Source organism: Mycobacterium sp. 5-140-3-2 (assembly GCF_035666375.1).
Classification (GTDB): domain Bacteria; phylum Actinomycetota; class Actinomycetes; order Mycobacteriales; family Mycobacteriaceae; genus Mycobacterium; species Mycobacterium intracellulare.
Map to the genome: position 1 here is coordinate 937,462 of NZ_CP142025.1, position 12,945 is coordinate 950,406.

The 12,945-nt window shown below is 68.6% G+C and carries 10 protein-coding genes; 4 read left to right on the forward strand and 6 right to left on the reverse strand.

The features are described from left to right. Positions 1 to 82: 82 nt before the first annotated feature. The 6 genes from P6281_RS04755 to P6281_RS04780 are packed head-to-tail and all read right to left on the reverse strand — an operon-like array spanning position 83 to position 8,522. Entirely contained in the window at positions 83 to 886 is an 804-nt protein-coding gene (locus tag P6281_RS04755; RefSeq protein ID WP_008254044.1) for an enoyl-CoA hydratase family protein, read from the reverse strand. Further along, a complete protein-coding gene (locus P6281_RS04760) occupies positions 887 to 2,053 on the reverse strand; it encodes an acyl-CoA dehydrogenase family protein (protein WP_008254047.1) in 1,167 nt (388 codons plus the stop codon). Then, positions 2,050 to 4,038: an acetyl/propionyl/methylcrotonyl-CoA carboxylase subunit alpha gene (locus P6281_RS04765; RefSeq protein ID WP_009957817.1), complete on the reverse strand. Its 1,989-nt coding sequence runs from the start codon at positions 4,036 to 4,038 to the stop codon at positions 2,050 to 2,052. The genes P6281_RS04760 and P6281_RS04765 overlap by 4 nt, the downstream gene beginning before the upstream one ends. 5 nt (positions 4,039 to 4,043) lie before the next feature. Beyond that, positions 4,044 to 5,639 carry an acyl-CoA carboxylase subunit beta gene (locus P6281_RS04770; RefSeq protein WP_009957816.1) on the reverse strand — a complete coding sequence of 532 codons (1,596 nt, stop codon included), beginning with the start codon at positions 5,637 to 5,639 and terminating at the stop codon, positions 4,044 to 4,046. Positions 5,640 to 5,667: 28 nt separating this feature from the next. Then, positions 5,668 to 6,816 (reverse strand): acyl-CoA dehydrogenase family protein, encoded by a 1,149-nt coding sequence (locus tag P6281_RS04775; RefSeq protein WP_009957815.1) that lies wholly within the window; start codon positions 6,814 to 6,816, stop codon positions 5,668 to 5,670. Further along, complete coding sequence (locus P6281_RS04780; protein ID WP_324738633.1) at positions 6,813 to 8,522, reverse strand: acyclic terpene utilization AtuA family protein; 1,710 nt, start codon at positions 8,520 to 8,522, stop codon at positions 6,813 to 6,815. Before P6281_RS04780 ends, P6281_RS04775 begins: the two co-directional genes overlap by 4 nt. A 271-nt stretch (positions 8,523 to 8,793) precedes the next feature. On the opposite strand from P6281_RS04780, the gene rpmF reads away from it, so the two are divergent. From rpmF to P6281_RS04800, 4 genes are all read left to right on the forward strand, one after another. Further along, positions 8,794 to 8,967 carry a 50S ribosomal protein L32 gene (gene rpmF / locus P6281_RS04785; RefSeq protein WP_008254062.1) on the forward strand — a complete coding sequence of 58 codons (174 nt, stop codon included), beginning with the start codon at positions 8,794 to 8,796 and terminating at the stop codon, positions 8,965 to 8,967. A 137-nt stretch (positions 8,968 to 9,104) separates the two neighbouring features. Beyond that, positions 9,105 to 9,791 carry a two-component system response regulator MprA gene (gene mprA, locus P6281_RS04790; protein ID WP_008254065.1) on the forward strand — a complete coding sequence of 229 codons (687 nt, stop codon included), beginning with the start codon at positions 9,105 to 9,107 and terminating at the stop codon, positions 9,789 to 9,791. Positions 9,792 to 9,807: 16 nt separating this feature from the next. Further along, positions 9,808 to 11,370 (forward strand): HAMP domain-containing sensor histidine kinase, encoded by a 1,563-nt coding sequence (locus P6281_RS04795; RefSeq protein ID WP_036397793.1) that lies wholly within the window; start codon positions 9,808 to 9,810, stop codon positions 11,368 to 11,370. 72 nt (positions 11,371 to 11,442) lie between these two features. Next, a complete protein-coding gene (locus tag P6281_RS04800; protein ID WP_008254070.1) occupies positions 11,443 to 12,897 on the forward strand; it encodes a S1C family serine protease in 1,455 nt (484 codons plus the stop codon). Positions 12,898 to 12,945: the final 48 nt, after the last annotated feature.

Here is a 12,945-nt window from a genome sequence, read left to right on the forward strand (position 1 = left end):
CTGCAACCTTGCATCGGCTCGGGCCGGACCGCCGGCCGATTTGGCCGGACCACTCTTAGACATCTGGCTAACTTGTCGTTGGCTAACTCGTCCAGCGGGGTGGCCGCTTCTCCAGGAACGCCAACATGCCTTCGCGGGCCTCGTCGGACACGAAGAGCCGCGCCGATTCCTCGGCGAGCCGTTCGGCGTCACGGTCGAACCCTTCCAACACAGCGGCCGTCGTCAGCGCCTTGGAAGCCGCGAGCCCCTGCGGTGACCCACGGCCCACATCGGCGACCAGTTTCTCGGCCGCGGCGTCGACGTCCTCGGCGGCCATGGTGATCAGCCCGATTTCCGCCGCCGCGTCGGCGTCGAATGTTTCGCCGGTCAGGTAGTAGCGCGCCGCGGCGCGCGGCGACAATTTCGGCAGCAGAGTCAACGAGATGATCGCCGGGGCGACGCCGATGCGCGCCTCGGTCAGCGCGAACGTGCTGCGCGGCCCGGCGACCGCGATATCGCAGGCACCCACGAGGCCGAAGCCGCCGGCCCGGACATGGCCGTTGATGGCGGCGATCACCGGCAGTGGCGAGGCGACGATGGCCCGCATCAAAGCGGTCATCTCCCGGGCCCGGGCGACGGCCATGTCATAGGCAGGGGGTGGCGACCCGCTTCGCCCGGCTGCGCCGCCGCCCTCGCTCAGGTCCGCGCCGGCGCAGAAGGTGCCCCCGGCGTGGCCCAGCACCACCGCGCGCACGGCCGGATCCGACGAGGCGTCGCGCAGCCCCTGGTGCAACTGGGCGACCAGCGTGGTCGACAGCGCGTTGCGGTTGTGCGGTGAGTTCAGCGTCAGCCGCGCGTACGGCCCGCCCGTGTCGGCGGGTCCGGCGTATTCGACGAGGGTGTCCATTTAGTAGCTTCGCGGCAGGCCCAGTGACGTCTGCGCGACGAAGTTCAGCACCATCTCGCGGCTGACCGGGGCGATGCGGCCAAGCCGGGCCGAAGTCAGCATGGCGCCCACACCGTATTCCTTGGTGAGCCCGTTGCCGCCCATCGACTGCACGGCCTGGTCCACCGACCGGGTAGCAGCTTCGGCCGCAGCGTATTTGGCCATGTTCGCGGCCTCGGCCGCAGCCATGTCGTTGCCGGAGTCATACAGGGTCGCGGCCTTCTGCATCATCAGCTTGGCGAGTTCGACCTCGATGTGGCACTGCGCCAACGGATGTGACAGCCCTTGGTGCGAGCCGATCGGGGTTCCCCACACCTGGCGGGTCTTGACGTACTCGGCGGCCCGGTCCAGCGCGAACCGCCCCATCCCGACCGAGCTGGCCGCGCCCATGATGCGTTCGGGGTTCAGGCCGGCGAAAAGCTGTGCGATGGCGGCATCTTCGGCGCCGACGAGTGCGTCGCTGGGCAACCGGACATCGTCGAGGAAGACCTGGAATTGGCGTTCGGGGCTGATCAATTCCATTTCGATGGGCGTGTAGGTGAAGCCGGGCGCATCGGTGGGCACCACGAACAGCGCGGGGCGCAGCTTGCCCGTTTTGGCCTCCTCGGTGCGGGCCACCACGAGCACGGCCTGCGCCTGGTCGATGCCGGAGATGAACACCTTCTGGCCCTTGAGGACCCAGTCGCTGCCGTCGCGGCGGGCCGTGGTGGTGATCTTGTGCGAGTTGGATCCGGCGTCGGGCTCGGTGATGGCGAACGCCATGGTCAGTGTCCCGTCGGCGATACCGGGGAGCCAGCGCTTCTTCTGCTCCTCGGTGCCGAACTTGCTGATGATGGTGCCGTTGATGGCGGGCGAGACCACCATGAGCAGCAACGCGCTACCGGCGGCGGCCATCTCCTCCATCACCAGCGACAGCTCGTACATTCCGGCGCCGCCACCGCCGTACTCCTCGGGCAGATTCACGCCCAGGAAGCCGAGTTTTCCTGCCTCCGACCATAATTCGTCGGTGTGCTCGTGGGCGCGCGCCTTCTTCAGGTAGTACTCGCTGCCGTAGTTGGACGCCCATTCAGCCACCGCCTTGCGCAGGGCCTGACGCTCCTCGTTCTCGATGAAGCTGCTGTCGGTCACTGGGGATCTCCTTCTGATTGCGGCGCTTCGACTCTTGCCAGTACGGCGCCCACTTCGACTTGCTGACCGGTCTTGACGTCGAGTTCGGCGAGAACGCCGTCGACCGGTGCTGTGATGGTGTGTTCCATCTTCATGGCTTCCAACCAGATCAGTGGTTGACCGGCGGTGACGGTGTCGCCGATCGCAGCGCCGAGTCGGATGACGTTGCCGGGCATGGGGGCGACCAGCGATCCCTTTTCGACGGTCGAACCGGGCTCGGGGAAGCGCGGCAGCGCGATCAGGTGCACCGGTCCGCGCGCGGAGTCGACGTAGACGTCGGAATCGCTGGGGTCGTAGCGCCGCACCGAGAAGTGGTGGTCGACGCCGTCCGTCCTCAATACCACAGCTTTCGCCGTGGCCGACACCAATTGCACCGAAGGATCGTCGGGCAGGACCAACCGGGTTCTGTCGAACCGGTATTGAATGCGGTGTTCGTTGCCGTCATCGTCACCGTAGGTCTTGACCTGATAACCCGACCGCAGGTTTCGCCAGCCGCTGGGGATGGCACCCAACACCGGGGCGAGCGCTCGGTTGCGCGCGGCGTCGGCGAGGGCGGCGGCGATCGCCGACAGACGAACCGCTGCGGCGTCACCCAGCGGCGCCGATAGTTCGGCCAGGCCGTGCGTGTCGAAAAACGCTGTGTCGGTGGCGCCGTCGAGGAACGCTGGATGCCGTAACACATTCACCAGCAGGTCGCGGTTGGTGCGCAGCCCGTGCACCCGGGCTCGGGTCAGCGCGTCGGCGAGAACCAGCGCCGCCTGGCGGCGTGTCGGGGCGTAGGAGATGACCTTGGCCAGCATCGGGTCGTAGTGGATCGACACCGTGAATCCGTCGGCGATCCCCGAATCCAGCCGGATGCCGGTCCGTTGTCCCAGCGAGCCGAACTCGGCTCGCACGGAGGGCACCTCGAACGCGCGCATAACACCGGCCTGGGGCTGCCACTCGCGTGCGGGATCCTCCGCGTAGAGCCTGGCCTCGATCGAATGACCCTGGGCGGCAGGAGATTCGGCGTCGAGGCGGGCGCCGTCGGCCACCGCGAGCTGCAGTTCCACCAGGTCGAGCCCGGTCGTCTCTTCGGTGACCGGGTGCTCGACCTGTAGCCGCGTGTTCATCTCCAGGAAGTAGAACTCGCCATCGTCGTCGGCCAGGAACTCCACCGTCCCGGCGCCGGTGTAGCCGATCGCGCCGGCGGCCAGTCGCGCCGCGTCGAACAGCTTGGCGCGCATGCCCGGGGTGCGCTCCACCAGCGGGGAGGGGGCCTCCTCGATGATCTTCTGGTGGCGGCGCTGAATCGAGCACTCGCGTTCCCCGACGGCCCACACCGTGCCGTGGGTGTCGGCCATGACCTGAACCTCGATGTGGTGGCCGGTGGGCAGGTAGCGCTCGCAGAACACCGTCGGATCGCCGAACGCGGACTGCGCTTCGCGGCGCGCTGCCTCGACTTCTGCTGGCAGGGCGGACAATTCGCGCACCACCCGCATGCCCCGCCCGCCCCCGCCCGCGGAGGCCTTGACCAGCACCGGCAGCTGCGCCTGGGTGACCGTGTCGGGATCGAGCTCGTCGAGAACGGGCACGCCGGCGGAGGCCATCAGCTTCTTGGCCTCGATCTTGGAGCCCATCGCCCGCACCGCGTCCACCGGCGGGCCGATCCAGGTCAGTCCGGCGTGCTGGACGGCGGCCGCGAAATCGGCGTTCTCCGAGAGGAACCCGTAGCCGGGGTGGATCGCGTCGGCACCGGCGGCGCGGGCCGCGGCGATGATGGCCTCGGCGTTGAGATAGTCGTTGGTCTTGGGCAGCCGCACCCGGGCGTCGGCCTCGGCGACGTGCGGCGCGCCGGCGTCCGGGTCGGTGTAGACGGCGACGGTGCCCAGGCCCAGCCGGCGGCACGTGGCGAACACCCGGCGCGCGATCTCGCCACGGTTGGCAACCAGAACTCGAGTAATCATGGGGCTCACATCCGGAAGACGCCGAAGTTCGACGTCCCCTTGATCGGGCCATTGGCGATGGCGGACAAACAGATTCCCAGCACGGTCCGGGTGTCCCGTGGGTCGATCACCCCGTCGTCGTAGAGCATCCCGGACAACACCAGCGGCAGCGACTCCGCCTCGATCTGGCCCTCGACCGCGGCCCGCATCGCCGCGTCGGCCTCCTCGTCGACCTGCTGGCCGCGGGCTTCCGCGGCCGCGCGGGCCACGATCGACAGCACCCCCGAGAGCTGGGCGCCACCCATCACCGCGGACTTCGACGTCGGCCAGGCGAACAGGAACCGCGGATCGTAGGCACGGCCGCACATGCCGTAGTGGCCCGCGCCGTAGGAGGCGCCGATCAGCAGCGAGATGTGGGGGACGGTCGAATTGGACACGGCATTGATCATCATCGAGCCGTGCTTGATCATCCCGCCCTCCTCGTAGTCCTTGCCCACCATGTAGCCGGTGGTGTTGTGCAGGAACAGCAGTGGCGTGTTGGAGCGGTTGGCCAGCTGGATGAACTGCGTGGCCTTTTGCGACTCCTCGCTGAACAGCACGCCGCGCGCGTTGGCCAGGATCCCGATCGGGTAGCCGTGCAACTGGGCCCAGCCCGTCACCAGTGAGGAGCCGTACAGCGGCTTGAATTCGTCGAATTCGGATCCGTCGACAATCCGGGCGATCACTTCGCGGGGATCGAATGGGATGCGCAGATCCGCGGGGACGATGCCGATGAGCTCCTCGGTGTCGAATAACGGCTCGGTGATCGGCTTGGGTTTCGGGCCTTGCTTGGTCCAATTCAGCCGGGCGACGATGCGGCGGCCGATGCGGATGGCGTCGAGTTCGTCGACCGCGAAGTAGTCGGCCAAACCCGAGATCCGGGCGTGCATCTCGGCGCCGCCCAGCGATTCGTCGTCGGACTCCTCGCCGGTGGCCATCTTCACCAGTGGGGGACCGGCGAGGAACACCTTGGAGCGTTCCTTGATCATCACCACGTGATCGGACATCCCCGGGACGTAGGCGCCGCCCGCGGTGGAGTTACCGAACACCAAAGCGATGGTGGGGATCCCGGCCGCCGAAAGCCTGGTCAGGTCGCGGAACATCCGCCCGCCGGGGATGAAGATCTCCTTCTGGGTGGGCAGGTCGGCGCCGCCGGATTCCACCAGCGAAATCACCGGAAGCCGGTTCTCGAAGGCGATCTGGTTGGCCCGCAGGATCTTCTTCAGGGTCCATGGGTTGCTGGTGCCGCCTTTGACCGTCGGGTCGTTCGCGACGATCATGCATTCGACGCCCTCGACCACGCCGATGCCGGTGACGGTGCTGGCGCCGACCTTGAAGGCGCTGCCCCAGGCGGCCAGCGGGCTGAGCTCCAGGAACGGCGAGTCCGCGTCGACGAGCAACTCGATGCGCTCACGCGCGGTCAGTTTGCCGCGCTCGTGGTGACGCTCAACGTATTTGGGTCCGCCGCCCGCCAGCGCATTGGCCAGCTCGGCGTCGATCTCGTCGAGTTTCGCGATCGCCGCCGACGCGGCCTCGGTGAACTCGGCGTCGTCGTGGTTCAGCGTGGATTGCAGGGTGGTCATTTGGCGCCACTCCTCCTCATCGCTGCGATCATGACTGGAACCCCAGGAGTTTGGCGGACAGTGCGGTCAGGATTTCGGTGGTGCCGCCGCCGATGCCCAGGATCCTCATGTCCCGGTATTGGCGCTCGACCTCGGATTCGGTCATATAACCCATGCCACCGAACAGCTGGACGGCCTGGTTTGCCACCCATTCGCCGGCCTCGACGGCGGTGTTTTTGGCGAAACACACCTGCGGGATCAGATTCGTCTCGCCGGCGAGCTGGCGTTCCACCACGTGGCGCGAGTAGACGCGGGCCACGTCGATGCGTCGGGCCATCTCGGCCAGCGTGTTCTGCACCGACTGCCGCGAGATCAGCGGGCGGCCGAACGTCTCGCGGTCGCGGCACCATTGCACGGTCAGGTCCAGGCACCGCTGGGCGCTCGAATACGCTTGGGCGGCAAGGCCGATTCGCTCGGCGACGAAGGCCTGCGCGATCTGGGCGAACCCGCTGTTCTCGGCGCCGACCAGGTTGGCCGCCGGCACCCGGACGTCGGTGTAGGACAACTCGGCGGTGTCCGAGGATCGCCAGCCCATCTTGTCCAACTTGCGCGTCACCTCGAAGCCGGGAGTGCCCTTTTCGACCACCAGCAACGAAACCCCCGCCGCGCCAGGGCCTCCGGTGCGCACCGCGGTGACGACGTAGTCGGCGCGCACGCCGGAGGTGATGTAGGTCTTGGCGCCGTTGACGATGTAGTGATCACCGTCGCGCTCGGCGGAGGTCCGCAGGTGGCCGACGTCGGAACCGCCGCCCGGTTCGGTGATGGCCAGCGAACCGATCTTCTCGCCCGCCAGCGTCGGCCGGACGAACTCCTCGATGAGCCGCTCGTCGCCGGAGGCGATCATGTGCGGCACCGCGATGCCACAGGTGAACAGCGACGCGAAGACGCCCCCTGGGGCTCCGGCCTGATGCATCTCTTCGCAGATGATCACCGCGTCGGCGCCGTCGCCACCCCCGCCGCCGACCGATTCGGGGAAGCCCGCGCCCAGCAGCCCGGCGGCCCCGGCGCTGCGGTGCAATTCGCGCGGCAGCTCGCCGCTGCGTTCCCACTCGTCGACGTGGGGCAGGATCTCGCGTTCCGCGAAGGAGCGCACCGTCTTTCGTAGCTGCTCACGCTCGGGTGTGGTCCAAAGATTCATGACAACAGACTCTCCGGGATGTCGAGGTGGCGGCCGCGCAGCCATTCGCCCAACCCCTTGGCTTGAGGATCGAATCGGGCTTGGTAGGCGACGCCCTGGCCGAGGATGCCGTCGATGACGAAGTTGACCGCCCGCAGATTCGGCAACATGTGGCGGGTGACATCGAAGTCCGCCGCCTCGGGGAGTAGCTCCTTGAGCCGTTCGACGGTCAACGTGTGGGCCAGCCACCGCCATTGCTCGTCGGTGCGGACCCACACACCGACGTTGGCGGAGCCGCCCTTGTCGCCGCTGCGGGCACCGGCGATGCGGCCGAGTGGCGCCCTGCGCAGCAGGCCATCCGGAAGCGGCTCGGGCAGCGGCGGGGGATCGGCCGGAGCCAACACCAAAGTATCGGTGGCGCAGGGGATATCGATGCGCGTCCCGTCGGCGTGCACCGCGACGTGCGGCACCTGGTCGGCGTCGACGTAGCCGGGGGTGAACACGCCGTAGACCTGGCCGTCGCCCGGCGGTGCGGTCACGTGGAAGCCCGGATAGCTGGCTAGCGCCAACTCCACTGCGGCCGAAGAGAATTGGCGTCCGACATTAACGGGATCGGGGTCGCGCACGACGCAGTGCAGCAGCGCGCTGGCGGCCTCCTCGGTGTCGGCGTCGGCGTGGTCGGTGCGGGCCAGGGTCCACTGCAGTTCGGCGGGCTTGACGGTGAGCGCGGCGTCGAGTTGCCGGCGCACCAGCTCCGCCTTGGCCTCGATGTCCAGGCCGGTGAGCACGAAGGTCATCGAGTTGCGAAACCCGCCGATGCTGTTCAGCGACACCTTGTAGGTGGGCGGCGGGGCTTCGCCGCGCACGCCGCTGATGCGCACCCGGTCCGGACCGTCGGGCGCGAGCTCAACGGTGTCCATCCGAGCGGTGACGTCGGGGTTGGCGTAGCGCGCCCCGGTGATCTCGTACAGCAGCTGGGCGGTGACGGTGTCGACGCTGACCAAACCGCCGCTGCCGGGGTGCTTGGTGATCACCGAGGATCCGTCGGCATAGACCTCGGCCAGGGGAAAACCGGCGTGGGTGAGGTCGGCGATTTCGGTGAAGAACGCGTAGTTGCCGCCGGTGGCCTGGACCCCGCATTCGATGACGTGGCCGGCGACCATGGCGCCGGCGAGCTGGTCGTAGTCGGTGCGATGCCAGCCGAAATGCGCGGCGGCCGCCCCGACGATCACCGACGCGTCGGTGACCCGGCCGGTGACGACGACGTCGGCGCCGCCGGCCAGGCAGTCGACGATGCCCCAGGCGCCCAGGTAGGCGTTCGCGGTCAGCGGGCTGCCCAGGCCCAGTTCGGCGGCGCGGGGCAACAGGTCGTCGCCTTCCACGTGCGCGATCCGGGCGTCGATACCCAGGCGCTCGGCCAGCGCGCGGATCGCGTCGGCAAGCCCGGCCGGGTTGAGGCCGCCTGCGTTGGCCACGATGCGGACCCCGCGGTCGCGGGCCTCGCCCAGGCAGTCCTCGAGTTGCGTCAGGAAGGTCTTGGCGTAGCCGCGCTCGGGGTGCTTCATCCGGTCCCGGCCCAGGATGAGCATGGTGAGTTCGGCCAGGTAGTCGCCGGTGAGGTAGTCGACCTCGCCACCGGTGAGCATTTCGCGCATGGCCGACAGCCGGTCGCCGTAGAACCCGGAGCAGTTCGCGATCCGGACGCAAGCGCCGGAAGCAGAGGCCATGCCCGTCCTCCATTCAGGGATTCACCGGTGAGACCCAACCAACCAACCGGTAGGTTATCGGGTACCGCGGGTGTCACGTCAAGGATCCCACTTCGGGGCGGGTGCGCCAGGGCCGTGCTAGCGCAGGGTGCGATCCGGGGCGGCGGGCGTCGGTTTTGGCGACGAGCGGACCAGCGACTATCCTGATACCCGATCGTCGCCCGTTCGGCCTCCCGGCCCACGCCGCGCGACATGCCGAACCGCAAGCCACATTGAGGAGTCAGGCCCGACCATGGCCGTACCCAAGCGCAGAATGTCGCGCGCGAACACCCGTAGCCGGCGCGCGCAGTGGAAGGCCGAGAAGACCGAACTCGTCGGTGTCACGGTCGCAGGTCAGCGGCACAGAGTGCCGCGCAGGCTGCTCAAGGCCGCCCGCCTCGGCCTGATCGACCTCGACCGCCGCTGACCCGATGGCGGCGGCCCGCCGCTGACCTGATGGCGGCGGCCCGCTGCGCCCGGCTTCGCCGCACTTGCGACCGCCGCTAGAACCTCACCGGCGCGCCTCTCAGGTCAGTCTCAGGCGGTGGGACGAAACTAGGGGCCGTGCGAATACTGGTCGTCGACGACGATCGCGCCGTGCGCGAGTCGCTGCGTAGGTCGTTGTCCTTCAACGGCTACTCGGTCGAGTTGGCCCATGACGGGGTCGAAGCTCTCGAACTGATCGCAAGCGATCGCCCCGATGCGCTCGTCCTGGATGTGATGATGCCGAGGCTGGATGGCCTCGAGGTGTGCCGACAGCTCCGCAGCACCGGGGATGACCTGCCGATCCTGGTGCTCACGGCGCGCGATTCGGTCTCCGAGCGGGTCGCCGGCCTGGACGCCGGCGCCGACGACTACCTGCCCAAGCCGTTCGCCCTGGAAGAACTGTTGGCCCGGATGCGTGCGCTGCTGCGCCGGACCAAGCCGGAGGACGAGGCCGAATCGGTGGCGATGAAGTTCTCCGACCTCACCCTGGACCCGGTGACCCGCGAGGTCACCCGCGGGGAGCGCCGGATCAGCCTGACGCGCACCGAATTCGCGTTGCTCGAAATGCTGATCGCCAATCCCCGCCGCGTGCTCACCCGCAGCCGCATCCTCGAGGAGGTATGGGGGTTCGACTTCCCCACCTCGGGCAATGCGCTGGAGGTCTACGTGGGCTATCTGCGCCGCAAAACCGAAGCCGACGGTGAGTCCCGGCTGATCCACACCGTGCGCGGGGTGGGTTACGTCCTGCGGGAGACACCGCCGTGACGATGCAATCCCCACGATGATCAAGTTCCCCCGGCCTCCGCGCCCACCCATGCGCCCACCGCTGCGCGCGACCCCGTCGCTGTCGTTGCGGTGGCGGGTCATGCTGCTGGCGATGTCGATGGTCGCCATGGTCGTGGTGCTGATGGCGTTCGCCGTCTACGCCGTGATTTCGGCCGCGCTCTACAGCGACATCGACAACCAACTGCAAAGCCGGGCCCAGCTGCTGATCGCCAGCGGTTCCCTGGCCGCCGACCCCGGCAAGGCGATCGAAGGCACCGCCTATTCGGACGTCAACGCGATTTTGGTGAACCCGGGCCACGCCATCTACACCGCCCAGCAGCCCGGTCAGACCCTGCCGGTTGGTCCGGCGGAGAAGGCGGTCATCCACGGCGATCTGTTCATGTCGCGGCGCACCGCCGGCGATCAGCGGATCCTCGCCGTCCATCTGCAGAACGGCACCTCGCTGCTGATCTCCAAGAGCCTCAAGCCGACCGAGGCGGTGATGAACAAACTGCGCTGGGTGCTGCTGATCGTCGGCGGGGTCGGGGTGGCCGTCGCCGCGGTCGCGGGCGGCATGGTCACCCGGGCCGGCCTGCGCCCGGTGGGCCGCCTGACCGAAGCGGCCGAACGCGTCGCGCGCACCGACGACCTGCGACCCATCCCCGTGTTCGGCAGCGACGAATTGGCCCGGCTCACCGAGTCGTTCAACCTGATGCTGCGGGCGTTGGCCGAATCGCGGGAACGGCAGGCGCGGCTGGTCACCGACGCCGGGCATGAACTGCGCACCCCGCTGACGTCGCTGCGGACCAACGTCGAGCTGCTGATGGCGTCGATGGAACCCGGAGCGCCGCGGCTACCCGAACAGGAGATGGTCGACCTGCGCGCCGACGTGGTCGCTCAGATCGAGGAATTGTCCACGCTGGTAGGCGATTTGGTGGACCTCACCCGCGACGACGCCGGCCAGGTGGTGCACGAGCCGGTCGACATGTCCGACGTGGTCGACCGCAGCCTGGAGCGAGTCAGGCGGCGCCGCAACGACATTCACTTCGACGTCGACGTGACGCCGTGGCAGATGTACGGCGACGCCGCCGGCCTGTCGCGCGCGGTCCTGAACCTGTTGGACAACGCGGCCAAGTGGAGCCCGCCGGGCGGTCACGTCGGCGTCACCATGCGGCAACTCGACCCGTCGCACGCCGAGCTGGTGGTCGCCGACCACGGACCCGGGATTCCACCGCAAGAGCGCCGGCTGGTGTTCGAGCGGTTCTATCGTTCGACGACGGCACGGGCCATGCCCGGCTCCGGCCTCGGTCTGGCGATCGTCAAGAAGGTCGTGCTCAACCACGGCGGCTTGCTGCGCGTCGAGGACACCGTCCCGGGCGGCCAGCCCCCGGGTACCTCCTTCTATGTGCTGCTGCCCGGACGGCCACTGCCGCCGGCGACATACTCCGCGACCGAGCCGGAGGCCGGCCAGGTAGACGCCGCGACCGAGGCGGGCGGGCCGGCGGCCGGCGACGAGGCGAACTCTGGGGAATCGGCGAACGTTATCTCAGTGGACTCTCAGTCCGCGCGGGCAAGGTAGGTCTGCGGCTACTGTTGAACCCAGCCGTCGACTTGCCGAAACACTGAGATAGAGGAAGAGCGACTTAGCGACATGACGAATGACCCGAGGTATTCGCCACCGCCGCAGCAGCCGGGATACCCTCCCGCGCCGAATCAGACTGCGTCCGTCCCGAGCCACGCGGGGTCCTCGGGCTATGCCCAGGGACAGCAGCAGCCGTACAACCAGCAGTTCGACTGGCGCTATCGGTCGCAGCCGTCGCAGACGAGCCAGTTCCGTCCGCCCTACGAACCGTTCGGCAACACCGGCCCTGGCCGGATCCCCGGCACGGGTCCGATGCCCGGCATGCTGCCCGGTATGCCGGCCGCACCGGAACCGCGAAAGCGTTCTCGCGCAGGGCTTTTGACCGCTGGGGCGTTGGCCATCGCGGTGGTGTCGGCCGGTATCGGCGGCGCGGCGGCGACGGCGATCGAGCTCGGCGACCACGCCTCGGGCAACGGCGGCGGGCGGGTCGTGGGGGCGGCGCCCAGCGTCCCGGCCGCGAACATGCCACCGGGCAGCGTCGAACAGGTGGCCTCCAAGGTCGTGCCCAGCGTCGTGATGCTCGAGACCGATATCGGAAGGCAGTCCGAAGAAGGCTCCGGGATCGTCCTGTCGACCGACGGGCTGATCCTCACCAACAACCACGTCGTCGCGGCCGCGGCGGGATCGCCCAAGCCTCCTGCGGGTCTCCCCGGGGCCCCGGTGCCTCCCGTCGCGCCGGGCGGACCCGGCGGACCCACACCGAAAACCACGGTGACCTTCTCCGACGGTCGTACCGCCCCGTTCACCGTCGTCGGCACCGATCCCACCAGCGACATCGCCGTGATTCGCGTGCAGGGCATGTCCGGACTCACGCCCATCTCCCTGGGCTCCTCGTCGGATCTGCACGTCGGTCAGCCGGTGGTGGCGATCGGGTCGCCGTTGGGTCTGTCGGGCACGGTGACCACCGGGATCGTCAGCGCGCTCAACCGGCCGGTGTCCACGACGGGTGAGTCGGGCAACCAAAACACCGTGCTGGACGCCATTCAGACCGATGCCGCGATCAACCCCGGTAACTCCGGCGGCGCGTTGGTCAACATGAGCGGCCAGCTGGTGGGCGTCAACTCCGCGATCGCCACCCTCGGCGGCGAATCGCCGGACGCCCAGAGCGGCTCGATCGGGCTGGGCTTCGCGATCCCCGTCGACCAGGCCAAACGCATCGCCGACGAGTTGATCGCCACGGGCAAGGCGTCGCACGCCTCGCTCGGCGTCCAGGTGACCAGCGACAAGGGCACCCCGGGCGCCAAGGTCGTCGACGTCGTCGCGGGCGGCGCCGCCGCCGCCGCGGGCGTGCCGAAGAACGTGGTCGTCACCAAGGTCGACGACCGCCCGATCAACAGCGCAGACGCGTTGGTGGCCGCGGTGCGCTCCAAGGCGCCCGGCGACAAGATTTCGCTGACGTTCTCCGACCCCGCCGGCGGCGGGAGCCGGACTTTGCCGGTGACTCTCGGGAAGGCGGACCAGTAGTGAGAGTGGACGAACCCTCGACGACGGGGTTGTCGGAGCTCGGATATA

Bases quoted from the DNA above. Each gene is read 5' to 3' on its own strand.
- P6281_RS04780 (WP_324738633.1), bottom strand. From the start codon at position 8,522: ATGGCCTCTGCTTCCGGCGCTTGCGTCCGGATCGCGAACTGCTCCGGG.
- P6281_RS04765 (WP_009957817.1), bottom strand. From the start codon at position 4,038: ATGATTACTCGAGTTCTGGTTGCCAACCGTGGCGAGATCGCGCGCCGG.
- P6281_RS04795 (WP_036397793.1), top strand. From the start codon at position 9,808: ATGATCAAGTTCCCCCGGCCTCCGCGCCCACCCATGCGCCCACCGCTG.
- P6281_RS04755 (WP_008254044.1), bottom strand. From the start codon at position 886: ATGGACACCCTCGTCGAATACGCCGGACCCGCCGACACGGGCGGGCCG.
- P6281_RS04800 (WP_008254070.1), top strand. From the start codon at position 11,443: ATGACGAATGACCCGAGGTATTCGCCACCGCCGCAGCAGCCGGGATAC.
- P6281_RS04775 (WP_009957815.1), bottom strand. From the start codon at position 6,816: ATGAATCTTTGGACCACACCCGAGCGTGAGCAGCTACGAAAGACGGTG.
- rpmF (WP_008254062.1), top strand. From the start codon at position 8,794: ATGGCCGTACCCAAGCGCAGAATGTCGCGCGCGAACACCCGTAGCCGG.
- P6281_RS04770 (WP_009957816.1), bottom strand. From the start codon at position 5,639: ATGACCACCCTGCAATCCACGCTGAACCACGACGACGCCGAGTTCACC.